Genomic DNA, 22,593 nt, shown 5'->3' with positions numbered 1-22,593 from the left:
CTCCTGTTTTTTGTTGTTGTTCAAAGCTTGCCTGATGCGGTCTCGGCCAGGTGCTGCGAGATCACCTGTGCGGCGTCCTCGGCCCAGACACTGTAGATCGCCGGTCCCGGATGAAAACCGTCCGACGCCATCGACCCCGCCACGGGAGCCAGATGGGTGTCCAGCATCCTACAGCGATGAACGTGACTGGTCAGTTCTGCCAGGCGCGCATTGAACCGGGCGGCGCGATGGCCCAGATACCAGCGCAGCGGCTGCGGCAAGGCCGGGAACAGGTGCATGGGCGGAAGAGGGGAGAAGACGATCAACTGCACGGCGAATTTGTCGGTCAGCACCTCGATCAGTTGTTGTTGGCGGGCGATCCACTGATCCACCGTGAGCATGCCGGTGACATCGTTGACGCCAATCGACAGCAGCGCCACATCGAAAGGCTGAGCCGCGTGCTGCTCCAGCCGCTCCAGCAAACCCTGGGAATCCAGCCCCGTCTGGGCCCACAGCGACCAACAAACCCGATGACTCCTGGCCAGCCGACCGACCAACTGCCCGCACAACGCCTCCCCCTGATGCACCGCCCCGACCCCCGCTGCAGCGCTGTCGCCAAGAATCAACAACCGCAAAACCTCACCATCACCCGCCACCCCATCCCGCTCACCCTCGGCCTCCGGCAATTTCGGAGTGACCCGACGGGTATAGGCCCCCTGCATCAACAGCACGGGGCCGAGCATGATTTTGGCCAGGGTTTCGGTTTTGCTCATGTGGAGGTCCTGAAAGGGGTGTCGTAGATTCACCCAAAACCGGGCGGTGAGTCCATTGTGGGAGCGAGCCTGCTCGCGATGCGGTGTGCCAGTCGGTATCGATGTCGGATGCTGGCTCGTCATCGCGAGCAGGCTCGCTCCCACAGGGTTGTCGATTTACTTCAAGAACGTACAAACAACAAAAAGCCCGGCTGATCAGGCCGGGCTTTTTGGGTGTTGCGGTGACGCGAAGATTTTAGGCGACGGTGTTGCCGTGCAGACGGTCAGAGCCATCTGCTGCGACGGTGTTGCCGTGCAAGCGGTCCGAGCCATCGGCTGCGACGGTGTTGCCGTGCAGGCGGTCGGAGCCATCAGCGGCGACGGTGTTGCCTTTCAGACGATCAGAGCCATCGGCTGCGACGGTGTTGCCGTGCAGGCGGTCGGAGCCATCTGCTGCGACGGTGTTGCCTTTCAGACGATCGGAGCCATCAGCAGCGACGGTGTTGCCGTGCAGACGGTCAGAGCCATCAGCGGCAACTTCGTTGCCTTTCAAACGATCCGAGCCATCAGCAGCTACTGCATTACGTTTTTCCAACAGACGATCAGCGCCACCTTCGGCAACACGATTCTGTTGCAGGCGGTCAGAACCACCTTCAGCCACACGGCTTTCGATCAGACGATCCGAGCCGCCTTCAGCGACTACAGATTGAACGGAGGTAGCGGCGAAAGCGTTAACTGCGAAAACCGAGAAAGCGATGCTGAGAAGGGTCTGGCGTTTCATGATCTTGTGCTCCGGGGGTGTTCTTGGTTGGTATGGAGCAGATGTTACGCCGCGCAGTTTTTAAGAGAACTTCATTGAGTTAATGGTGACTATTGACGCAGTCAATGGTCGATGCACGCCCCCCACTGTAGGAGCGAGCTTGCTCGCGATGGACGCCCGGACACCGCGGGGCATCAGGCCTCCAGCTTCATCATTGACGACCATCGCGAGCAGGCTCGCTCCCACAGGTACCGAGGTGTTTATTGGTCGGTGACGCACAACTCGCCGGTAGCGCGGATCAGCGCCTGGCCATGCAGGGCGTCCTTGATCAGGCCGGAGCGTTGTTCGGCCAGCCAGACCGGGCATTCGGGGTCGACGCGGTAGGGGACGAAGGCGGCGTATTGACGCAACATCAACACTTGCAGCTTGTCCAGCTTCGGCCGCAGCTTGTTGAGGTCCGGGCGTGGCATATCGGGTGCGCGGTGCGCAGCTTGCCACTGCGCGATCAGGCCGTATTGCACCAGCTTGTTCGCCTCGATCTGGGCGGCGACCAGATCGGCGGCTTCATCCGGATTGAGCTTGTGCTCGATGGCCTGCTGCCTGGCGTTGGAAATCACCAGCGCCTCGCGTGCGGTGTCCTGGATCGGTTTGCCACTGTCCCACTTGGTCAGCGCCACCAGATCGGCGATGTTCAGGCGCTCATTGATCGTGGCCAGCAACGGTTTCAAGGTTTCAGGTGCCGGAGAGGGCGCGGCGGCGTGGACGGTACCGGCGAGCAGGCAGGTCAGGGCGCAGGTCAGGAATTGCGGCAGACGTAGGGCGTGAAACATAAGCAAACCTCTTGGACACGTGAGCACTCAGGCCGTTATGTAACACAGCCGAGCCAGATGAACGATAGTTCAAGAGTGTCGTTGTCGATACACAAATGAACCGGCGGGTCAGCCGGCGGCGAGCAGACGCTCGATCTGCGCCAGCTCCCAGGTGCTGAGCAGACTCACCGGATCGGTGCCGAAACGCCGCCCGCCATCGAACACCCGCCCCTCCGGGCTCTGACAATGCAGGCAGTGCCGCAAGTGCCTGCCGTCCACATCCAGAGTCAATTGCCAGCCTTCGATATCGACCCGTACCGGGCCGGATCCGCAGCCTTCATCCAGTCTTTTCAGAAGGCGGACTTCCAGGGCTACGTCGCGCAATTGCTGATAAATCTCGCGGGCAGTAAGGGGCGGCACGGGTTGCTCCAGCTGGAAACAGTCGGCACAGGATAAACGATCAAGGACGTCGCAGGCGCTGCGTCACGGATCTCAGGGGCTCATCCGATCGTCCACAAATCCGCAACCATGCGTACAAACGCAGCGTCTTCTCCGTCCGGTGGAAGGCTCATATGCTCTGGTCACACCCAAGGCAGTCAGCAAGAGCAACAAAACTCAGACGCCATAAACGGGAAACGCTGAGACTCCATTCTAATAATAAGGAGACAGAAAATGCCGAGTGGCCTGTTCATTGATGATCTGATTCGCGAACGCAGTGCGAAACGTGGTTTTCTGGATCGATCAGTACCGATGGAGATGGTGAGGGACATTTTGTCGGCGGCAAAACACGCGCCGAGCTCCAGCAACAGCCAGCCGTGGCGTTGCTACGTCATCACCGGGCAGTCGCGTGAACGCATTACCAAGGCTGCAGTGGAGGCCTATCGCGCTTCACCGGAAGGCCAGACGCCGGAATATCCGTTCTTCCCCACGCAACTGCACGACCCCTACAAGACCCGCTTTCACACCTTCCGCGGCCAACTGGGTGATGCCCAGGGATGCTGTCGCAGCGACAAGGAAGGACGGCGCAGGGACGTCGAGCGTCAGTTCCGGTTTTTCGATGCCCCGGTGGGCATCATCTTCACCATGGATCGCCGCCTGGAGTGGGCCAGCTTTCTTTGTTACGGCTGCTTCCTGCAGAACGTGATGCTGGCCGCCAAGGGGCGCGGACTGGATACCTGTCCGCAGCAAATCTGGTCGCTGCAGCATCCGCTGTTGCGCGCCGAACTCAATCTCCCCGATGACCAGATGGTCGTCGCCGGCATGTCACTTGGATGGGCCGACAACAGCCTGGCGGAAAACCGAATGACCATCGCCAAGCTTGAAGTGGACGATTTCACGACATTCATCGACGACTGACGTCGGCGACAAAACCGCTAACCGGCACACGGCGCCCGATGGCGTTGCGGCCCCTGCTTGTCCAAAAGAAAACTGGAGAACCACATGACAGCGATCAAAGGCTTCCACCACCTGACTGCCGGCGTTGCCGGTGCGCAAGAGGACGTTGATTTCTACGTGAAGCTGCTGGGTCAGAGCCTGATCAAGAAGACGGTCCTGCTTGATGGTGACGAACCCATATACCACCTGTATTACGGCAACCCGCAAGGGGATGCCGGCACGTTGGTGACGTCGTTCCCGTTCCGTCAGCGCGGCGTGAAAGCCCGCCCGGGATCGGGGCAGATCCGGGTCATCAACTACTCGGTTCCCAAAGACTCCCTTGATTTCTGGCGTGCGCGTTTCGCCGAGTTTGGCGTGCCATATGACCAGGAAACGGTCACGCGCTTCGGCGAAATCCGCCAGCGTTTTTACCATCCGTGCGGCATCGAATTCGATCTGGTCGCCTCCGACCAGGACAGCCGTCCACCCTGCATTGCCAGCGATATTCCCGAAGCGTTCGCCATCCGCGGCGTGCACAGCATCACCCTGTCACTGCGCGAAGTCGCCGAGTCGATCATCTTCATGAAAGACGCCTTGGAGTTCCGCTACGCCGGCGAGCATGGCCAGTATCACCGCTTTGAAACCGCCAGCGGCGCGCCGGGCACCGTGGTCGAATTCCAGCATGAGCCTGATCGTCTGCAAGGCTCGTCGATCTACGGCGAAGGCACGATCCACCACGTTGCGTTTGCGGTGGACAGTGTCGATCAGCAGATGGCGCTCAAGGACAAGTTGATGTCCATGGGGCATATCGATACCTCCGAATCGGTCAATCGCAATTACTTCCGCTCGATGTATTTCAAGATGCCCGGCGGCGTTATGTTCGAAGCAGCGACTACCGACATCGGTTTCACCATCGATGAGGCGGCGGACGAATTGGGCGCTGAATTCCAGACGCCTTCGTGGTTGAGCGAACGCAAGGAAGAACTGCTCAGCCGGCTGGAACCGATCTCCGTCTGACCAGTTGGTATTCACCTTTTATCCAGCGGCGCCGTCGAGGCGTCGCTGTTCAATATCACTCCCGTACAGGTTCCATCATGTCAAAACCAAAAGTGCTGATCGTGTTCTATTCGCGCACCCGTTCCACTGAAATCCTTGCCGATGCCATTGCCTCGGGCGCCGTCGCGGAGGGGGCCGAAGTGCGCCTGCGTCGGGCCCGCGAAGTTGTGGGGTCTGAAGTGATGCAGCAGGTTCCAGGCTGGTTCGAGAGTGCCGAAGCGATGAACGCCAAGTACGAGAAGCCGACTGAAGCCGACGCCGAATGGGCCGATGCAATCATCTTCGGCACGCCGACGCGGTTCGGTTCGATTTCTTCGGAACTCAAGGCCTACATCGATGGCCTTGGAGGCCTGTGGTTTGCCGGCAAGCTCAACGGCAAGGCGGGCTCGGTGTTTGGGTCTACGTCCTCCAAACACGGCGGCAACGAGTCGACCCTGCTGTCGATCTATGCGCCGATGGCTCACCTGGGGTTGATTATCGTGCCGTTGGGGTATGCCGATCCGTCGATGTTCAAGGCTGGTACGCCCTATGGCGCAACCCATGTGTCGGTGCTTGATACGCTGACGCCGGATGAGGATCATCTGGCCGTCGCCCGATATCAGGGGCGCCGTGTGGCCTCTGTTGCCCGGTCGCTGCGTTGCGCGGCACCGGTTGCCGAGGCGGCCCTGGCCTGAGGTGCAAGGTGCGGTGGAGTAAACGGCTTGCCGCTTACTCCACCGGCAGCAAGTCGATCCATCCCGGTTGGTTTTTTACCCGCGCGATCCATTGTTCAATGGCCGTGAACGGGCGCATGTCGAAACCACCTGCGGTGGCCAGGGAGACATAAGCGAATACACCGAGGTCCGCCACGGTGTAGTCGTCGCCAACCAGCCAGTCATGCCCGCTCAGCCATTGATCGAGTTTCGCCAGCGCGGGATAGCCCTCGTTGTGCATTTGCTCGATCTGCGGGGCCATCTGTTCTGCGAGACCTTTCAAATGGTAGACGCGACACAGCGCCAACGGCTTTTGCAGATCACCCTGTTCGAACGACAACCACCCGGTTACCTGCGCGCGCAACCAGGGATCGTCCGGGAGGTAACGGCTGCCCTGGGCAAGATACAGAAGGATGGCGCCGGATTCGACAATGGTCCGGCCATCGTCCAGTTGCAGCACCGGCACTCTGGAAAAACGGTTGAGTCGCTGGAACTCGGGGGTATGCGTTTCTCCCTTGGCCAGATCCAGAGTGATGCGATCGTACGGTTGCCCCAGCTGATTGAGCAGAATGCGTACCTTCCAGGAGTTGCCCGACATTCGGCTGTCATAGAGTCGCAAGATGGTCGCTCCAACAAGAAAAAAGATCGCCCTGTGACCCTGCTCAAACCGCGGTCCAGAGGCTGAAACATTTCCTATCGTACCGGATTTGTCTGTGGCTGGAAGCTGCCTGTAAAGGCGGCTGCCGGTGAGGCAAATGACACCCGCTTTCAACTCACTCGATCCTCTACTGAACCCAAAACCTCAAGCGCAGGAGTGACTGTTGTGAATCTCGAAAAAGCAGATATGGCTACAACGATCGACCAACTCAGGCACATGGCCGCCAGCGTCCGTGCGGGCATGCTCGACCCCGGTCGCAGTACCCTCGTGGGTGATGAGCGCAATCCGCGGTTCGAACTGTTCCATGCCGCCAGTTCATTGTGTTCGCAGAAGGTTCGTACGGTGTTGCACGAGAAGCGTCTGTCCTGGCGTTCCAATGACATGGTCATCCTGTGTGCGATGGGGGCCGACGGCGTGATTGCGGCGGAGCACTACAATCCCGCCTACGTGCGTTTGCGCCTGATCGCCGGCAGAGAAATGGGGCAGGCGCTGGTCAGCGGCTACAGCGGGCGCACTTCCGTGGAGACCGAAGGTTTCGATCCCTGTGCAGTGCCGCTGCTGATCGATTATGAGGCCGGACGGGTCATCGCGGACTCCAAGCGCATCTGCTGTTATCTCGATGAAATATCCCGCGAGCCGGTGCAACTCTTGCCGGTGGTTGCCCAAGCCCGCGCCGAGGTGATGCGCCAGGTCAGCATCGTCGATCAATTGCCGAACGCCGCATTGCTCTATGGTTTTCATCCGGATGCCGATCGGCGGCCGGAAAGTCTCAAGTCGGTGATGGAAACGGTGTACGACTACAAGGTCACGGCCCTGCAGGCACTGGCTGCCAACAATGCCGGGGACGCCGAGTTGGTGGCCGCGTATCAGGCGAAGATCGCCAAGGAAAATGGAGGCAAAAGGGTATGCCATAACGCCGAATTCCAACGCGCTGCACGGCAGACGGCGAGCGATCTATTGAGGGAACTGGATCGGTCTCTGAGTGGGCAATCGTTCCCATACCTGAATGGTCATGAGTTCTCGCTCGCTGACGTCGCCTGGGGCGTCAATCTGATCCGAATGGCTTATCTGGGGCTGGCTTCACTCTGGAACGACTTGCCGAACGTCGAGCGGTATTTCGAGGCACTGACCGAGCGCCCTTCGTTGTGCCGTGAAGCCATCGGTGCGTCTATCGAATCACTGCCACCGTCCGACTATTTCGTCGGTCTGAAGGACTGTTCAATGAACTAGTCCCGTAGGAGCAAGGCTTGCCCGCGAAGGCGGTGTGTCAGTATGGGGCCGCATGTGCCGCCCCCTTCGCGGGCAAGCCTCGCTCCTACGTCAGGGTGGTGCGCGGATCACCCTGTAGAAGCGCGCTCTCAGTTCTTGTGCCTGGCCATGTGTGGGCACCCTGTCGGTGGGTTGCCGATGAAAGTCCTGGCCGACCAGAGTTCCGGGAACGGAATTTCGTCCAGGGTCGGCGCCAGCCAGGCGAGTCCCTCGGTGCCGAAGTACGCGGGGCGGGCACCGAAAGTCCGGCGCGTGGCCATCAAATGGCGGTATTTCCACTGACTGAACCCCTCGGCAATATCGGCAAGGGTTTCGCCGATCTGCTGGAGCTGGATGTTGATGTCAGGGCCGGCATAAATGTCCCGCCAGATTTTTTCGATCGCTTCGCTTGGCACATAGAGCGCGGTGAAATCGCGCTCGAGAGTCGCCTTGGGCACTTCCATGCCGATGCGGCTGAAATAGGCGAGCAGATCGTCGTAGAGGCTTGGCTCGGCCAGCGCCTGCTGGAGTTGTGCCAGGCGCTGCGGTTGCGGGGTGAAGTGCTGAAGGTGTTCGGCCTGCTTGATCCCCAGCAGATAAACCATGTGTCGATAGGTCCAGCCTTGCAGTGCAGTGTCCTGGCCATAGGTCGCCGCGGCCTTCGAGAGAATCGCCATCAGGTCGTTCGGCGTCATCCAGTCGATCGAGCGCCAATTGGCATCGAGCACCTCCTGGTGGGCCACCACCCGCAACAGCGTGCGGTAAGTCAGCGTCAGGTCATTTGCGCGCAATTGGCGTTGCGCCGTCTGCAACTCCTTGACGATGAGCATCCAGTAAAGTTCGGACACTTGCACGTGGGCGATCCAGGCGTGTTCACCCGGATGCTCGCTGACCGGCGTCTGCAACGAATGCAGCACATCGGTCTGCATCCAGGCGCTGTAGGGCGTCTGGCCGGCGGGAGTGACGGTGGATTCGAGGCTCGCGGTATCGAGGATCTTGTTCATTATTATTTTCCTGGTCGTGTTCGCAAATGCCAGTCAACTGGCGAGGATCAGGAAAATTCTAGGGTTGCGCACAGGGGCTGAGAAGTTGGTCAGGCTGCACGTTAAGTCCCGGAATGGCGAACGATACTGGCAAAAAGTACCCCTGAAAAACTGCCAGAATAACTGTCATTGTCGTCAGGTGGTCACAAACCTATGATCGGGCAGTGACGATTGCCGGGGCGCTATTTTTACGACAGACAGCGGCAAATATCGGGGATCGAATCTTCAGGCGACCGTCCTCGGTTTTTCTTCATCTTGATGCGGTGCAGGTAAGTCCGGATGCTGGATTTGAAAGATGTCTTTTACTTCGTTCAGGTGGTCGATCGCGGTGGATTCACCGCAGCCGGCAATAGCCTGCGACTGCCCAAGTCGACGCTGAGCCATCGGGTTCACGAACTGGAAGCGTACCTTGGCGTGCGCCTGATCAACCGCACTTCGCGCCAGTTCGGCATGACCGATATCGGCTCCGAGTTCTATCAGTACGCTATCGCCATGCTCAACAGCGCGGACGTCGCCGAAGAGGCGGTGCGCCAGCGGCTGGCCGAACCCAGCGGAGTAGTGCGTATCACCACTGCGGTGGAAATCGCCCAGTTCGCCCTGCGCGACTTGCTGCCGACCTTTCTTACCCGTTACCCCAAAGTGCAGATCGTGGAAATTTCCACCGACCGCCTGGTGGATATCGTCGGCGAAGGGTTTGACCTGGCGATTCGCGGGCATATTTCGCCATTGCAGGATTCTTCCCTGGTACAACGCGCAATTGCCAGCGTGCCATGGTTCCTGTTTGCCGGGCCTGAGTACCTGGAGAAAGCGGGCGTACCGGCCGATCCGGAAGATCTGGCGCAGCACGCGACGATTTCGATCGTGCGGGGAGGGCCGTCGCAATGGCAGTTGCGGGGGCCCTCGGGTCAGGACACCAGCGTGCCGATCGCACCGCGCTTCCAGAGCAATGACATGATTTCCACCAAGGAAGCTGCCTGCGCGAACCTGGGGATCGCGGCGTTGCCGGGCTATATCTGCAAGGAAGAACTGAAGAACGGTACCCTGCGTCGGGTGCTACCGGGATGGATGGTCGCCGACGCACGCATGACGGCGCTGATGCCCTATCGGACCGGGCTGCTTCCGGCGGTGCGGGCACTGATCGATTTTCTCGCCGTGGAGATCCCGAAAGTCACTACATTCGAGGACGAGTAAGTCTTCTGACGATGCACACCCCGCGGGAGCGAGCTTGTTTGCGATGGCGAAGAGTCAGGCGACTTGGGCATTGAATGTGCCGGCCTCTTCCCGGGCAAGTCCGCTCCCGCATGGATTTTCAGCCGAAGCCAGCCAGCAAACGCTCCAACTTCATCGCCACCTGCAGCAGCCCACCATCATTTCCGGGCCGCGCGACGATCTGTAATGCGGCAGGCAGGCGCTGGTCCGCGGAACGCAAGGGCAACGGAATCGAGATCGCCGGGAAACCGGCGAGGTTGAAGGGCGCGGTGTAGGTCATCAGCGCTTCACGAACGGTCCCTTGCCAATGACCGATGGTCAGGGTGGACTGTCCCACCAATGGCGCAGTACAGGGACAGGTTGCCAGCAGCAGATAGTCGACATCGGCCATGGCATGGGCGAGTTTTGCGGTGAACAGTCGGCGCACCTGCTGCGCGTTCAGGTAGTCGCTCAATACCACATGCCTTGCCCGTTCCAGCCGCTCCACGGTCTCTGCGCCATAGTGTTGGCTGATGAAGCCCCAGTCATGGCGTGAAAAGTGCGTCACACCACCCTCGGTCAGAACGATCGTGGCGAATGCCTGAAACGTGCCTTGGAACAGCCCGGCGCTATCGACGTCGTCGCAGCTGTAGACCTCGCTCACTTGGCTCACGGCCTGCTCGAACGCCTGAGCCACTGCCGTGCTCAAGGGCACCGGATCGACCTGACGAATCAGGCCGAAACGCGGCGACACGCTTGCGCCGGCATCCGGCAACGCGATGCCCAGCGCTTGCGCCAGCAACACGACGTCGGACACCCCGGCGCCGAGCAGACCCGGATGATCCAGACTCGGCGCCAGGGCAAAAATGCCCTGGGTGGGGAACGCGCCCCAGGTCGGTTTGAAGCCGGTCACACCGCACATCGCCGCGGGAATTCGTACGGAGCCACCGGTGTCGGTGCCAAGGCCCGCGGCGATGGCACCGCAGGCAATCGCCGCAGCGGCACCGCCGCTCGAACCCCCGGGAATGCAGCGTGGATCGAGAGGGTTGAGCGTGTCGCCAAACGCGCGACTGGCGGTTGTGACTCCCCAGGCGAATTCATGGGTAGTGGTCTTGCCGATGATGATCGCGCCTTGCTCGACCAGTCTCTGCACGATCTGAGCGTTCTCTGAAGGCACATGGCCGAGGTAGGCGGCTGACCCGTAACGGGTTTCCAGGTCCCGGGTATCGATCAGGTCCTTGACCCCGATCGGCAGGCCTTCCAGTGGCCTTTGGGTGCCGAGTGCAAAACACTGATCACTTCGCGCCGCGGCTTCCAGCGCCGAGTTTCGGGCGATGCTGGCGAACGCATTCACTGTCGGCTGGGTGGCCTGCGCGATGGCGATTGACTGCTCGATCAACGAGCTCGCCGTAATGTGCCGATCCTCCAGTGCGTCCGCGGCCTCGCGCAACCCGACAATACGAGCACTCACCACAGGCGCTCCAGTAGCAGTTCAAGTTTCATCGACGCATTCGCGCCCAGATCATCGACTTCGTTCGGATAATTGGCTTTGAGCAACTGAGCGATCTTGCCCAGTTGTGATTTATCGATGTCGAAACTGCCGATGCGATTTGGCAGGCCAAGGCTGACCACCAGATTGTCGATTCGCTCGGCCAGTTGCTCGGCGGCTGAGCCGTTGGTTGCCGGTGAAAGAATGTCGAGCTTGTTGCCGTAGAACTCGGCACACGCACGAATGACCGGCGCCAGGGTGATGCAGGAAGTCATGCTGTGGGGCAGACCAAAGGTGCCGCCCAAAATATGTCCGATTCGATGGCTGAGCCCGTAAATCACTGACGCTGGTGAGAAGTAGCACTGCCACGCGGCCAGTTGCAGTTGCAGCAAGTCGTGGGAAGTGACCAGGCCATGGTCGATGGCGCGGCGGGTTTCGAGCGCTTGCGGCCAGCGCTCCAGAACAGTGAAGAAACGCTGCAAGCCACTGGCCGACATGATCGCGTGTGGATGGTCAACGCGGACCTTGCGCATGCCTTCCACCGCGTGGTCCATGCCTTTGATCGCGGATGAAAGCAATAATGAACGGGGTGTATCCAGCAACAGGATCGGATCGATCACTACCACTTTCGGCGTTGTTTCGCGAATGGCATAGCTGCGTTTGAATTTCACCTTGCCGCCGGTTTCGGTGATGCCGAAGTAATGCGAAAACTCCGAACCGGACAGGGTGGTCGGTAATGCCGCAATTGGCAGAAAACGGCCGGTTTGCTGAAAGTGCAGATAAGACACGGCCTTGGCTGCGTCGAGTACCGAGCCGCCACCCAAGGCAATGATCGACTTGGCGCCCAGACGCAGGCACGCCTCAAGGCCCAGTTGCACCGCCACATCCGGAACATGCGCCGGCAACTCGGTGAAAACGCCCACACCTTGGCGAATGTGAGGTTGCAGGCTGGTCTCGTTCAAATGATTGAGCGGCGCGACGGTGAAAGTGATCGGACGCTCGATGCCATAGTCGCCAAAGCGGGAAACGGCGTCCGCCAGGATGTTCGAGCCCCAAAGCACCGCATCCTGAGGCAGGCAAGTCAGTTGATTCATTGTTATTGACCTTGGTGGTTGCTGAATACGCATCGAGGCTGACGTGTTGAGTCATCGGTCACAAGATTGAGGTACGGAACATAGCGTTCAGAGTTTTGGACGATCAGGTGTTTGATTGGTTTAATTCTGGCGGCCTGCCTTATGGGTTTTGCAAGTTTTAAAGAAATGCCTGTTTGGAAGTGAATGAATGCACGGTTATTTCGCTAGTGAAGGTTTTACTTGTACGCAAAGTTCAGGGATTACGAACGCCTGGTTTTTTGTGTGTCGGATGTTCAAGGTTTTGCGTCAGGCTTGAATGGCTATCATGGTTCAAAAGCTATTGATTTTTCTGGTTTTATTTGAGTGTTTTCAGGCGTGGCATGTCTTTCTCTCAGCGTTTTCATGTCGATCTGCACGGTGTTGCACTTCGCTGGAAGAGATCTTTTTGGGTAGTGACATTCTTGTAGTTCAGTCTTATAAAAACTCTGGAAGTTTTCCTGGGGCTTTGTGCAAGTCTCTGTTCGTAAACGTTATCCAAATCGCCTTGATGTTGTCGCGGTACTTTGCCGTGCGCCCGAACAAAAATAATAAGAAGGCTTAAACATGAATCGAAACTCGTTGTTCAAACTCACCGGTTTTACCTGCGTGGCCATGAGTTGCGCTCTGGCGAATGCCAGCGAAGGTGGCGGTTCTTCATACCCTCTGGGCGCAGAAACCTACATGGCGGGTGCGATGCCACCGCCGGGTTTGTACGGTCAGGTATTTCTCAGCCATTACGAGGCCGATACCTTTCGCGGCAACGACGGTCGAGCGTTACCGATGGACTTCAACCTGCGGGCAGACTGTATCGCCGGTCGTCTGATCTGGGTGTCCGAGCAGAAGATTCTCGGCGGCCAATTGGGTTTTCACGTCATTGCGCCGCTGGTGGATGTCAAAGTCAGCATCGATGATCAGTCGCAAAGCAAACGCGGATTGGGCGACATGATTTTCGCGCCGGCACTGGGTTACCACTACAGCGAGAAAATGCACGCGATCTTTGCTGTCGATACCATCGCGCCCACCGGCAGATACGATCGCAATGATCTGGCCAACACCGGTCGCAACTACTGGGTGCTGCAACCTGTGGCGGCGCTGGCGTACATAGACCCCGATGGCCTGAACGTCGACGTCAAGACCATGTACGACTTCAACTTTGAAAACCCCGCCACGAACTATCGCTCTGGCCAGGCCCTGCACATGGATTACTCCGTGGGTTGGGGGATGGGCAACGGCTGGGTGCTCGGTGTGGGTGGTTATACCCTGTGGCAAACCACCGACGATCGCCAGGACGGCGAGCGGATAGAGGACAACAAGAGTCGCAGCCTTGCCATTGGTCCTTCGATTAAATACACCAGCAACCAGGGCTGGTTCCTTACAGCCAAATGGCAAAACGAAACCCAGGTACGCAACCGTCCAGACGGAAACGCCTACTGGATCAAGCTGAGTATTCCTCTTTAAGGATGGTTGATCAGGTGCTGCGGGGTGTCAGGCTGCCAACGTTATCCCGACGACCGTAGGAGCAAGGCTTGCCCGCGAAGGCGTTATGTCGGCCGACGTTGATGTTGGGTGTGCCGGCCTCTTCGCGGGCAAGCCTCGCTCCTACAGGGATCGGGGTCACTCCGGCAGCCCCGCCAGGCGCAGGCCTTCGGTGAACCGTTCGAGGTCTTCCGGGCGCTTGATTGGCAGCCAATCCTTGAGCCTGGAGAGCCTCAATCCGGGATCCAGTTCATGCAGGCGCTCCATTGCCTGTGCCGCCTGGTCCATGTGTCCGCTCAGGGCATGGCAGGCGGTCACCAGGGCTGCGGCGGGCAACAGGGTCGGGAGGTTTCTCAGGGCTTTTTCCGCCCATTCCGTGGCGCATTCATAACGCCCGGCGAAGAAGTGCGAGAGGGCCATGCCCACCTGCATTCTGAACATCTCCGGGTCCACGGGGCTCAGGCGTGCGGCGTGGGTCAGGTCCTTGATGGCCGATTCGCTGTCGCCGCGCAGCGTGCGCAGAATGCCGCCGAGAAACCATGCCGACGCCAGATTGGGCGTGAGCAGCCGGGCGCGGTCGAGCAGGGCGATGCCGCCATCCAGATCGCCGGTCAGATGGGCCAGCGCATGCCCGGCACGGGTCAGCGCAACCGGATCGTCGCGACCCATTTCCACCGCCAGCCGTGCCAGTCGCACGCCCTCGGTGACCTCGCGGTCGCGGTCAGTCATCCAGCCATTCAACTTGCGCCAGAAATGGCACCAGGCGGCCATGCCGTAAGCCGAGGCGAACTCCGGATCCAGCTCGATGGCCTTGTAGAACATCGGCAGCGCCTGCTCCAGCGCCTCCCGGCTGCCGACATGCAATCTGGCCATACCGCGCAGGTAGTAATCGTAAGCGTCCAGGCTCTCGGTCGGCTTATGCTTGGCGCGCTCCATTTCCGCCCGTTCGAGCTGGGGCGCGATGGCGCCGACCACGCTTTCGGCGATCTGGTCCTGCAACTCGAAAATGTCATCGAGCAGTCCCTCGAAGCGTTCGGCCCAAATGTGCGTGCCGCTCCTGGCATCGATCAGTTGCCCGGTGATGCGCACCTTGTTGCCGCTCTTGCGCACGCTGCCTTCCAGCACATAGCGCACGCCGAGTTCCTGGCCGACGCCTTTGACATCAATCGAACGATCCTTGTAGGTGAAGCTGGAATTGCGCGCGATGACGAACAGCCAGCGGATGCGCGAGAGGGCGGCGATGATGTCTTCCACCATGCCGTCGGCGAAATACTCCTGCTCCGGATCGCCACTCAAATTGTGGAACGGCAGGACGGTGATTGAGGGTTTGTCTGGAAGGACCAGCGCAGGTGCCGCTGGGTCGAACGGCGCGGGCTCTTCAACGTCCGGCACCTCGCTCAAGGGCTCCGATTCATCCGCCTTGAGCTGGCCAACGAAGCGATAGCCCTTGCGCGCCACCGTGCGCACCAGGCGCTGTTCCTCACCCGTATCGCCGATGGCCTTGCGCACCGCGTTGATGTGGCTGGTGATGGTCGATTCCGAAACGATGCGCCCGGCCCACACCGCCTTGAGCAGGTCGTCCTTGCTGACCACACGCTCGTGGTTGCTGACCAGCAGCGACAACAGATCGAAGACCTGGGGCCCGACGGTCACGACCTGGCCGCGCTGGGTCAGCTCCCGGCGCTCCTGATCGAGTACGAAATCTTCAAACACGAATGGCAAAGTCAGAATCCCCTGTGCGGATGCCCTCGACTCCGTGTCCGAGCTGGCGTAAGTGCATGCTGTCGATCATACGGCAGGCAGGCGTTGGACGAAAATCCAAGACTCTTCAAAGGGAAACTCAAGGCCCCCGCAAGGACTTGCCCAAGGCGCTGGAGCAATCTGCACCTGTCCCGACGGCAAATGATGACCGTCGCCCCCCTGGAGAGCAGCCATGAAGATCGTCGTCATCGGAGGCACCGGCCTCATCGGATCCAAACTCGTGAAAAACCTGCGTGAGCGCGGTCACGAAGCGCTCGCCGCGTCGCCCAGAACCGGTGTCAACAGCGTTACCGGCGAAGGTCTGGCCGAGGCACTGGTGGGCGCGGAGGTCGTGGTCGACGTATCCAATGCCCCAGTCTGGGAAGATCAGGCGGTGCTCGAATTCTTCCAGGACTCGACACGCAATCTGCTGGCTGCGGAAGCGGTCGCAGGCGTTCGCCATCACGTCGCGCTGTCGGTGGTCGGCACCGAGCGCCTGCCCGAGAGCGGCTACTTCCGGGCCAAGGTCGCCCAGGAACAGATGATCGAAGCCTCGGCCGTGCCCTACACGGTGCTTCGGGCCACGCAGTTCTTCGAATTTGTCGGCGGCATCGCGCAGTCGTCCACGGTCGGCGAGCAGATCTTCCTGTCGCCGGCACTGATCCAGCCGATGGCCTCGGACGATGTGGCGCAGGCGCTGACGGATATCACCTTGAAACCGCCGGTCAACGGCACCGTGGAAATCGCCGGCCCCGAGGCGATGCCGCTCGATGAGCTGATCCGCCGCTTCCTGCGCATCACCCGGGACGAACGCAAAGTGGTGCCGGACGTTCATGCGCGCTACTTCGGTGCGTTGCTTGACGATCAATCGCTGACACCGGGCCGGGACCCGCTTTTGGGATCCATTCATTTCGAGGATTGGCTCGGTCGGTCGATGGCTCAGGCCGGGAATTGAGAGGGCGACTAAACATGAACAGCCTCCAGGATAAGACCGCCATGGCCCCCGGTGCCGGCAGCGAGACCGCCACGGTCAGCGCGCGGCCCGGCAAAAGCAAAAAAATCGGCGTGTTGCTGTGCATCGGTGCCGTGGTGGCCGCGGCGGCGTGGGGCAGCATGGCGTTCTACAGCGGCGTGACATCCACCGACAACGCCTACGTCCGGGGTGACGTCACCTCGCTCGCCGCCAAGGTTGCGGGCTATGTCACGGCGCTTGAGGTCGAGGACAACCAGACCGTGCGCGCCGGCGACGTCCTGTTCCGCATCGACGACCGCGACTATCGCGCGCGGCTCGCCCAGGCCGCCGCCAATGTCAGTGCCGCCCAGGCGCGGCTGACCCACGTCGATGCGCAGATCCAGTTGCAGCGTGCGCTGATCCGTCAGGCCGAAGCCCAGCGCCGCTCGGCCAACGCCGACATGAACATGGCGAACAAGACCCACGAGCGCAGCCGTAAGCTGATCGTCAGCAACGCGGTCAGCCAGGCCCTGGTGGATGAAACCGGCACCGCGCGTTCCCGGGCCGAAGCCTCGGTGTCGGCGGCCTCGGCTACGGTCGAGGCGCAGCAACAACAGATCGGCGTGCTGGTGGCCGAGCGCGAGGCCGCGGTGGCGGCGGTGACCCAGGCCGAAGCCGCCCGTGATCTGGCCCGGATCGATCTTGATCACACCGTAGTGCGCGCGCCGGTGGATGGCGTGATCGGCAACCGGCAGATCCGGCTTGGGCGGTACGTGACGCCCGGGGGTTCCCTGCTCGATATCGTGCCGGTCGACAACGTGTGGATCGTCGCCAACTTCAAGGAAACCCAGCTCGAAGGTATCCGCCCCGGCCTGCGAGTGAAGGTCAGGGTCGACGGTTATCCCGACACGGCCCTTGAGGGTGTGGTCGACAGCTTCGCGCCGGGCAGCGGCTCTGCTTTCAGCCTGTTGCCGGCCGATAACGCCACCGGCAACTTCGTGCGGGTGGTGCAGCGCGTGCCGGTGAAGATTCGCCTGGCCAACAACCCGCTGCCCGGGCGCATCGTGCCGGGGCTGTCGGCTCGGGTCGATGTGGCGCATGGGGACGAGTCATGAACACCGCAGCCGCCAGTCTGCAAAGCCGTACGACGGGCTTGTTGCTCATGACCGGAATTATCCTGGCTGCGCTGACGGAAGCCATCGCCAGCACGGTGCTGACCATCGGCCGCAGCGACATCCTCGGCGACACCTACGCCACACCGGATGAGTTCGCCTGGCTGGATGTCGGCTACACCGCGTGCAAGTTGATCGGCTTCATGACTGCCGCGTGGCTGCTGCAGCGTTTCGATCCGCGCCGGGTGGTGATCGGCGCGGTGCTGGTGATGGGACTGGCCTGCGGGATCGCCGCGGTCAGCGCGCGGCTGGACCTGTTGATTCTGCTGCGCAGTCTCCAGGGCCTGGCCGGCGGCACCGTGCTGGTGGCGGGCCAGACGCTGGTCTTTTTCGCCTTTTCCAGCGCCCGCCAGCCGATCCTCCAGGCGCTGTTCGCCATGGGCGCGGTGGTCGCCCCCGCGACCTTTGCCCCGGCGCTGCAAGGCTGGCTGATCGACAGCCAGGACTGGACGTGGATCTTCTTCAGTGTGGTGCCGCTGAGTCTGGCGGCGAGCGGGCTGTTGCTGATGGTGGACAGCCCGGCGCCTGCCGGCACCGGACAGCGGCGGTTCGACGGGATCGGCTTGTTGTTGATGTCGACCAGTCTGTTCTGCTTCACCTACGTGCTCAGCCAGGGCGAACGCTGGGACTGGTTCGAGGAGCCGCGCATTGTCTGGCTGAGCCTGATCGGCGGCGTCACGCTGTTGGCTTTCCTCGTCCAGCAGAGACGGGGCCGGGGCTGGCTCGACTATGGTCTGTTCCAGTCCAGCGATTTCTTCTTCGCTTTCATCGTCAGTTTTGTCGCCGGTGCCGCGTTGTTCGGCAGTGCATTCCTGATTCCGGCATTCGCCCTGTCGGTGCTGGGGTTCACGCCCACCGAAGCCGGTTTGTTGCTGCTGCCCAGTGGCGGGTTGTTCGTCGTGGCGCTGCTGATCGCGGCGTTTCTGTTCCAGGGGCGCGGTGTTGCGCCTTTCGCCACCGTGCCCTTTGGCATCCTGATGATCATGGTTGCGATGTGGATGCTGTCGGGCTCGACCAGCGAAAGCGGTGCGGACGACATGATGGCTGCGGTGCTCCTGCGTGGGCTGGGGCTGGGTTTCCTGTTTCTGTCGATCACCCTGATTGCCTTTGGCGGACTCGGGATCCGTGAGCTGGCGGGCGGGATCGGCCTGTTCAGCACCGGGCGTCAGGTGGGGGGATTGCTCGGGGTGGCGGGTTTGCAGACGCTGATCGAGCACAAGGTGGCTGACAGTGTTTCAGTCCTCGGCGCCAGTGTTACACCCGGCGCTGCGGCGGTGATCGAGCGGTTGACCTCCACGGCGGGCATGTTGATGAGCAAAGGGATGGACGCGGTGGCTGCAGGGCGGGCAGCAACGAATCTGCTTGGGCGGGCGGTGTCGGGGCAGGCGACGGTGATCGCCTTTGACAGCGCCTTCCTCGCCGTGACCCTGTTGTTCGCGGTGGCCGCGCCGATGTTGGTGGCCATCAAGATCGGCTTTGCGCGACGCGCGAAAGTGTAGGCGCCGTCCCCAGGAAAAACTGTGGTTCCGGTGTTCATCGCGAGCAAGCCGGGGCATGTATTACTTCTGCGCAAACCGCGCCGCACTGCCGCTGGCGCGGAATTCCTCGACGATGTAATCCACGAACACCCGCACCTTGGCCGGCAGCAGTTTGCGGCTGGTGTAGTAGATCGACAGTGGCGAGGCCTCGGCGTACCACTGGGGCAGCACGCGTACCAGTTCGCCGCGTTCCAGGAACGGCAAGGCGTGGGGCATCGGCAGCAGGGCGATGCCCATGCCGGTGGACGCCGCGCGGGCTATGGCTTCCGGGTCGTTCAAGACCATCACCGGACGCACGCTGGCCACCACTTCTTCACCGGCGTCGTTCTTCAACTTCCAGGGCGCCAGCCGACCGTTGCTCAGCATTCGGCGCAGCAATCCGCGATGTCGGGTCAGATCCAATGGATGCGTGGGCGCTGGATGCTCTTTCAGATAGGCAGCAGAGGCCACCAGCACGATTCTCAGGTGCGCCAGTTCGCGAGCTATCAGTGCATCCGTCAGTTCCAGGCCGCCGCCGATGGCAACGTCGAAACCATCGTTGATCAGGTCTACCTGACGGTTATCGAAATGCAGGTCCGGCACCACGTCCGGATAGCGCCGCACGAACTCGTCCATTAACGGCACGAAGTATTCGCGGCCCACGGTGTAGGCCATCGAGACCTTCAGGGTGCCCGCAGGCTTGCCCGCACCTTGGCGCAGATCGGTCAGGGCATCGCCGATCTCGGTCCAGGGCAGCCGCACCTGGCCATACAAGCGCTCGCCTTCGGACGTCAGCGCCAGGCTGCGGGTACTGCGCTGAAACAACCGCACCCCCAACCGCGCCTCCAGCTGCCCCACGCTCTTGCTGACCGCTGCCGGCGTGAGCCCCATGCGACGGGCCGCCGCGGAGAAGCTACCCTCATCGGCGGCGCAGATGAAGGCATCGAGATAGCTGCTCAGTTCGGTTGTCATGGTTGCGTCTTATACCGTTGGTTGAAACTGATTGTGCATTTTAACGACTACCGAGAACAAGTCACCAAGGCCATGATGTGTTCACCAACCCGCTACAACCCAACCCAAACAGACCCAGAGGACAACATCATGACTGCTCAACTCAACGGTAAAGTCGCTTTCATCAATGGTGGTTCCCGCGGTATCGGCGCCGCCACCGCACGCCGCCTGGCTCGTGACGGCGCAACGGTCGCCATCGGTTACCTGTCCTCGGCCATCGCCGCCGAAGCTCTGGTCGAAGAAATCAAGGCCAGCGGTGGCGAGGCCTTCGCCATCAAAGCCGACGCCTCCGACCCCGCCGGCCTGACCAAAGCCATCGACAGCGTCGCCGAACGTTTCGGCCGCCTGGACATCCTGGTCAATAACGCAGGCGTGCTGCTGACCGGCCTGCTGGAAGACTTCTCCCTGGAAGACTTCGACCGCACCATCGCCGTGAACGTCCGCGCCGTGTTCGTCGCCTCCAAGGCTGCGGCCAAACACATGAAAGAGGGCGGCCGGATCATCAACATCGGCAGCACCAACGGTCAACGCATGCCGTTCGCCGGCGGCGCGGTCTACGCAATGAGCAAATCGGCGCTGATCGGCCTGGTCAAAGGCCTGGCCCGCGACCTGGGACCACGGGGCATCACGATCAACAACGTGGCACCCGGCCCGGTCGACACCGACATGAACCCGGAAAACAGTGAATTCGGCGCCGGCATGCATGACCTGATGGCGATCCGTCGCCACGGCAAGGCTGATGAAATCGCCGGGATGGTGTCTTACCTGGCGAGTCCTGAGGCGGCGTTCGTCACCGGTGCGGATCTGCTGATCGATGGTGGCTTCGCAGCCTGATGTGAAAAACCTCCAACTGTAGGAGCGAGCATGCTCGCGATGGTGGCTCAGACACCGCTGGCTTCCAGACAGCCCGCGTTATCGTTGACCTCCATCGCGAGCATGCTCGCTCCTACAGTTTCTGTGTTTATTCTTCTTCGTAAATCACATTCACCTTTCCCGCACGCGCCGCCTTCAGCAACGTTGCATGATCACGCTCCGTCTGGTCGGCATAGAGCAGCGAAAAATCCCCAATCGCTTCATCGAACACTTCGTTTTTCCCCAGATACCCCGAGATGGTCGCCGAGTCGCCGGATTTGGCGTGGGCGCGGGCCAGAGTCAGGCTGCAGAACTCCGCGTAGCGCTCCAGTTGGGTCGCGTTGATGTTCTCCAGCGGCACCGACATCTTCATGTCCCGCAGCTGGCGCACGAAGAAGTCATAACCTTCGGGGCCACGTACCCAGCCGAGGAAAATGTCGCTGGAGGACTGCATCAGCCGTTGCCCGATCACCACCCGCTGACCTTGATTGTCGTACTGGCTCTTGCCCGCGTAGGGCTCCAGCACCGAGCGGCACGACTCCTTGAACTGCAGGATCAGCGGATGGTTTTCCTCCGAGAACAGCAGGGCGATGTAGCAGCGCGTACCGACGCTGCCGATGCCGACCACCTTGAGCGCGGCGTCCACCAGGCGATAGCGGTCGAGCAACACCCGGCGCTCGTCGGACAGGCTCTCGCGGTAGGCCGCAAGACCGCTGTGAACGCGCTCGATGAATTGTGGATCCGCGACATGCTGAATCACCGGCGGCTGATCGACGATGCGTGGATGCCCCGCGACCTGTCCGGCAATCTTCGGAAAGACGCTTTCCATCACCCGCTCACGGGCGCGGGCGAACAGTTGCTGGCGAAACTTGAGGGCCTTGGCGTCAGGTGCCAGTTCCAGCAGTTCATCGGCGTCCAGGCGCGAGTACCAGACTTCCAGCGGTTTCATCTTGGAAAAGCGCCGCAGATGCTCACGGTAGGACCGGGCACAGGCCACCGCGATTTTGCGCGCCCGGGCGTCATTCGCACCGCCGTCGCGCGCCGCCACGGCAAAGCTCGCGACCAGTCGCTTGATGTCCCATTCCCAGGGCGCCGGCAGGGTTTCGTCGAAGTCGTTGAGATCGAACACCAGGTTGCGTTCGGGGGTGGCGAACAGGCCGAAGTTGAGCAGGTGACAGTCACCGCAGGCCTGTACGTTCACACCGATGTTCGCCCCCATTGCCAGGTCGTGGGCCATCAAGGCGGCGGATCCGCGCAAAAAGGTGAAGGGCGTTCGCAACATGCGCCCGTAGCGGATCGGCACCAACTCTTTAAGGCGGTCGCGGTTGGATTTTTCCAGAATCGCGATCACATCCCGCTGTCGCCCCGGCGACTTCCACTTTGCGTGCTCCTCGCGTGGGAACTGCTCACGCAATCGCTTGCCGTCGGCCATGCGTTCCTCGCGGGAACGGAAGATCGGGTTCGATTTGTTCTTGCTCGCGGACTCGCGGGAAGTTTTCCTTTTTGATGCCATGGTGCACTCGTCTCCGATGCGCGGCTTGAGGACAGGGGCATGCGACCCCGTCCATTCACGCTAGCTCAAGTCCATCTTTTCACCATGGCTACCGTTTTCGTGGGCATATCCGGCATCTTTGTTGACTGACGCATCGCCTTCGCGAGCAAGCCCGCTCCCACAGTTTTGATCTGTGGTGAACACAAATTCGGTATTTAGCA

The 22,593-nt window shown here is 60.9% G+C and carries 21 protein-coding genes; 10 read left to right on the top strand and 11 right to left on the bottom strand.

What is annotated here, in order from left to right; translation table 11 throughout:
• Positions 1 to 20 precede the first annotated feature (20 nt).
• The 4 genes from ACW9JE_RS06455 to ACW9JE_RS06440 all read right to left on the bottom strand — a co-directional run bounded on the left by ACW9JE_RS06455 (position 21) and on the right by ACW9JE_RS06440 (position 2,720).
• On the bottom strand, positions 21 to 752 hold the full coding sequence (locus ACW9JE_RS06455) for an SGNH/GDSL hydrolase family protein (RefSeq protein WP_457432265.1): 732 nt from the start codon (positions 750 to 752) through the stop codon (positions 21 to 23).
• A gap of 235 nt (positions 753 to 987) precedes the next feature.
• Positions 988 to 1,512: a hypothetical protein gene (locus ACW9JE_RS06450; RefSeq protein ID WP_457432264.1), complete on the bottom strand. Its 525-nt coding sequence runs from the start codon at positions 1,510 to 1,512 to the stop codon at positions 988 to 990.
• A gap of 239 nt (positions 1,513 to 1,751) precedes the next feature.
• A complete protein-coding gene (locus ACW9JE_RS06445) occupies positions 1,752 to 2,321 on the bottom strand; it encodes a chorismate mutase (RefSeq protein WP_457432263.1) in 570 nt (189 codons plus the stop codon).
• A gap of 108 nt (positions 2,322 to 2,429) precedes the next feature.
• Positions 2,430 to 2,720: a DUF7693 family protein gene (locus tag ACW9JE_RS06440; RefSeq protein ID WP_457432262.1), complete on the bottom strand. Its 291-nt coding sequence runs from the start codon at positions 2,718 to 2,720 to the stop codon at positions 2,430 to 2,432.
• 252 nt (positions 2,721 to 2,972) lie between these two features.
• On the opposite strand from ACW9JE_RS06440, the gene ACW9JE_RS06435 reads away from it, so the two are divergent.
• The 3 genes from ACW9JE_RS06435 to wrbA all read left to right on the top strand — a co-directional run bounded on the left by ACW9JE_RS06435 (position 2,973) and on the right by wrbA (position 5,404).
• The gene (locus ACW9JE_RS06435) at positions 2,973 to 3,656 is read left to right on the top strand and encodes a nitroreductase (protein WP_224533240.1); all 684 of its coding nucleotides are present in this window, start codon (positions 2,973 to 2,975) and stop codon (positions 3,654 to 3,656) included.
• Between the two features lie 156 nt (positions 3,657 to 3,812).
• A complete protein-coding gene (locus ACW9JE_RS06430) occupies positions 3,813 to 4,691 on the top strand; it encodes a ring-cleaving dioxygenase (RefSeq protein ID WP_457432282.1) in 879 nt (292 codons plus the stop codon).
• A gap of 77 nt (positions 4,692 to 4,768) precedes the next feature.
• Positions 4,769 to 5,404 (top strand): NAD(P)H:quinone oxidoreductase, encoded by a 636-nt coding sequence (wrbA, locus tag ACW9JE_RS06425; protein WP_224533242.1) that lies wholly within the window; start codon positions 4,769 to 4,771, stop codon positions 5,402 to 5,404.
• 34 nt (positions 5,405 to 5,438) lie between these two features.
• Here the strand turns inward: wrbA and ACW9JE_RS06420 are convergent, their stop codons facing one another.
• Positions 5,439 to 6,041, bottom strand: coding sequence for a glutathione S-transferase family protein (locus ACW9JE_RS06420; RefSeq protein WP_224533243.1), 603 nt, complete (start codon positions 6,039 to 6,041; stop codon positions 5,439 to 5,441).
• Between the two features lie 225 nt (positions 6,042 to 6,266).
• On the opposite strand from ACW9JE_RS06420, the gene ACW9JE_RS06415 reads away from it, so the two are divergent.
• Positions 6,267 to 7,310 (top strand): glutathione S-transferase family protein, encoded by a 1,044-nt coding sequence (locus ACW9JE_RS06415; protein ID WP_224533244.1) that lies wholly within the window; start codon positions 6,267 to 6,269, stop codon positions 7,308 to 7,310.
• A 128-nt stretch (positions 7,311 to 7,438) separates the two neighbouring features.
• On the opposite strand, the gene ACW9JE_RS06410 is transcribed toward ACW9JE_RS06415, so the two are convergent.
• Complete coding sequence (locus ACW9JE_RS06410; protein ID WP_224533245.1) at positions 7,439 to 8,332, bottom strand: tryptophan 2,3-dioxygenase; 894 nt, start codon at positions 8,330 to 8,332, stop codon at positions 7,439 to 7,441.
• A 318-nt stretch (positions 8,333 to 8,650) separates the two neighbouring features.
• On the opposite strand from ACW9JE_RS06410, the gene ACW9JE_RS06405 reads away from it, so the two are divergent.
• Positions 8,651 to 9,562, top strand: a complete 912-nt coding sequence (locus ACW9JE_RS06405; RefSeq protein ID WP_224533246.1) for a LysR substrate-binding domain-containing protein — start codon at positions 8,651 to 8,653, stop codon at positions 9,560 to 9,562.
• Between the two features lie 118 nt (positions 9,563 to 9,680).
• On the opposite strand, the gene ACW9JE_RS06400 is transcribed toward ACW9JE_RS06405, so the two are convergent.
• Positions 9,681 to 11,030: an amidase gene (locus ACW9JE_RS06400; protein WP_224533247.1), complete on the bottom strand. Its 1,350-nt coding sequence runs from the start codon at positions 11,028 to 11,030 to the stop codon at positions 9,681 to 9,683.
• Entirely contained in the window at positions 11,027 to 12,142 is a 1,116-nt protein-coding gene (locus ACW9JE_RS06395; RefSeq protein WP_224533248.1) for an iron-containing alcohol dehydrogenase, read from the bottom strand. The genes ACW9JE_RS06400 and ACW9JE_RS06395 overlap by 4 nt, the downstream gene beginning before the upstream one ends.
• 582 nt (positions 12,143 to 12,724) lie before the next feature.
• Between ACW9JE_RS06395 and ACW9JE_RS06390 the strand changes: the two genes are divergently transcribed.
• Positions 12,725 to 13,618 carry a SphA family protein gene (locus ACW9JE_RS06390; protein ID WP_224533249.1) on the top strand — a complete coding sequence of 298 codons (894 nt, stop codon included), beginning with the start codon at positions 12,725 to 12,727 and terminating at the stop codon, positions 13,616 to 13,618.
• A 156-nt stretch (positions 13,619 to 13,774) separates the two neighbouring features.
• Here ACW9JE_RS06390 and ACW9JE_RS06385 read toward each other — a convergent pair whose 3' ends face one another.
• Positions 13,775 to 15,358, bottom strand: coding sequence for a winged helix-turn-helix domain-containing protein (locus tag ACW9JE_RS06385; protein ID WP_224533250.1), 1,584 nt, complete (start codon positions 15,356 to 15,358; stop codon positions 13,775 to 13,777).
• 211 nt (positions 15,359 to 15,569) lie between these two features.
• Between ACW9JE_RS06385 and ACW9JE_RS06380 the strand changes: the two genes are divergently transcribed.
• From ACW9JE_RS06380 to ACW9JE_RS06370, 3 genes are read left to right on the top strand one after another with little or no spacing between them, the layout of a single operon-like run.
• A complete protein-coding gene (locus tag ACW9JE_RS06380) occupies positions 15,570 to 16,331 on the top strand; it encodes an SDR family oxidoreductase (RefSeq protein WP_457432261.1) in 762 nt (253 codons plus the stop codon).
• 14 nt (positions 16,332 to 16,345) lie between these two features.
• Positions 16,346 to 17,443 carry an HlyD family secretion protein gene (locus tag ACW9JE_RS06375; RefSeq protein ID WP_457432260.1) on the top strand — a complete coding sequence of 366 codons (1,098 nt, stop codon included), beginning with the start codon at positions 16,346 to 16,348 and terminating at the stop codon, positions 17,441 to 17,443.
• Positions 17,440 to 18,999 carry a DHA2 family efflux MFS transporter permease subunit gene (locus ACW9JE_RS06370; RefSeq protein ID WP_457432259.1) on the top strand — a complete coding sequence of 520 codons (1,560 nt, stop codon included), beginning with the start codon at positions 17,440 to 17,442 and terminating at the stop codon, positions 18,997 to 18,999. Before ACW9JE_RS06375 ends, ACW9JE_RS06370 begins: the two co-directional genes overlap by 4 nt.
• Before the next feature lie 60 nt (positions 19,000 to 19,059).
• Here the strand turns inward: ACW9JE_RS06370 and ACW9JE_RS06365 are convergent, their stop codons facing one another.
• Entirely contained in the window at positions 19,060 to 19,989 is a 930-nt protein-coding gene (locus ACW9JE_RS06365; RefSeq protein ID WP_224533254.1) for a LysR family transcriptional regulator, read from the bottom strand.
• Positions 19,990 to 20,118: 129 nt separating this feature from the next.
• On the opposite strand from ACW9JE_RS06365, the gene ACW9JE_RS06360 reads away from it, so the two are divergent.
• Positions 20,119 to 20,862 carry an SDR family oxidoreductase gene (locus ACW9JE_RS06360; RefSeq protein ID WP_457432258.1) on the top strand — a complete coding sequence of 248 codons (744 nt, stop codon included), beginning with the start codon at positions 20,119 to 20,121 and terminating at the stop codon, positions 20,860 to 20,862.
• A gap of 127 nt (positions 20,863 to 20,989) precedes the next feature.
• Here ACW9JE_RS06360 and ACW9JE_RS06355 read toward each other — a convergent pair whose 3' ends face one another.
• Entirely contained in the window at positions 20,990 to 22,393 is a 1,404-nt protein-coding gene (locus tag ACW9JE_RS06355) for a DUF2252 domain-containing protein (protein ID WP_457432257.1), read from the bottom strand.
• Between the last annotated feature and the right edge of the window lie 200 nt (positions 22,394 to 22,593).

Source organism: Pseudomonas sp. SDO55104_S430, assembly GCF_054070595.1.
The sequence above is the reverse complement of the archived record's forward strand: the minus strand, read 5'-3'. Positions and strand labels throughout refer to the sequence as shown.

Coding starts and splice junctions, on each gene's coding strand:
- ACW9JE_RS06455 (WP_457432265.1), bottom strand. CDS start 752: ATGAGCAAAACCGAAACCCTGGCCAAAATCATGCTCGGCCCCGTGCTG.
- ACW9JE_RS06450 (WP_457432264.1), bottom strand. CDS start 1,512: ATGAAACGCCAGACCCTTCTCAGCATCGCTTTCTCGGTTTTCGCAGTT.
- ACW9JE_RS06445 (WP_457432263.1), bottom strand. CDS start 2,321: ATGTTTCACGCCCTACGTCTGCCGCAATTCCTGACCTGCGCCCTGACC.
- ACW9JE_RS06435 (WP_224533240.1), top strand. CDS start 2,973: ATGCCGAGTGGCCTGTTCATTGATGATCTGATTCGCGAACGCAGTGCG.
- wrbA (WP_224533242.1), top strand. CDS start 4,769: ATGTCAAAACCAAAAGTGCTGATCGTGTTCTATTCGCGCACCCGTTCC.
- ACW9JE_RS06415 (WP_224533244.1), top strand. CDS start 6,267: ATGGCTACAACGATCGACCAACTCAGGCACATGGCCGCCAGCGTCCGT.
- ACW9JE_RS06410 (WP_224533245.1), bottom strand. CDS start 8,332: ATGAACAAGATCCTCGATACCGCGAGCCTCGAATCCACCGTCACTCCC.
- ACW9JE_RS06405 (WP_224533246.1), top strand. CDS start 8,651: ATGCTGGATTTGAAAGATGTCTTTTACTTCGTTCAGGTGGTCGATCGC.
- ACW9JE_RS06395 (WP_224533248.1), bottom strand. CDS start 12,142: ATGAATCAACTGACTTGCCTGCCTCAGGATGCGGTGCTTTGGGGCTCG.
- ACW9JE_RS06390 (WP_224533249.1), top strand. CDS start 12,725: ATGAATCGAAACTCGTTGTTCAAACTCACCGGTTTTACCTGCGTGGCC.
- ACW9JE_RS06380 (WP_457432261.1), top strand. CDS start 15,570: ATGAAGATCGTCGTCATCGGAGGCACCGGCCTCATCGGATCCAAACTC.
- ACW9JE_RS06375 (WP_457432260.1), top strand. CDS start 16,346: ATGAACAGCCTCCAGGATAAGACCGCCATGGCCCCCGGTGCCGGCAGC.
- ACW9JE_RS06370 (WP_457432259.1), top strand. CDS start 17,440: ATGAACACCGCAGCCGCCAGTCTGCAAAGCCGTACGACGGGCTTGTTG.
- ACW9JE_RS06365 (WP_224533254.1), bottom strand. CDS start 19,989: ATGACAACCGAACTGAGCAGCTATCTCGATGCCTTCATCTGCGCCGCC.
- ACW9JE_RS06360 (WP_457432258.1), top strand. CDS start 20,119: ATGACTGCTCAACTCAACGGTAAAGTCGCTTTCATCAATGGTGGTTCC.
- ACW9JE_RS06355 (WP_457432257.1), bottom strand. CDS start 22,393: ATGGCATCAAAAAGGAAAACTTCCCGCGAGTCCGCGAGCAAGAACAAA.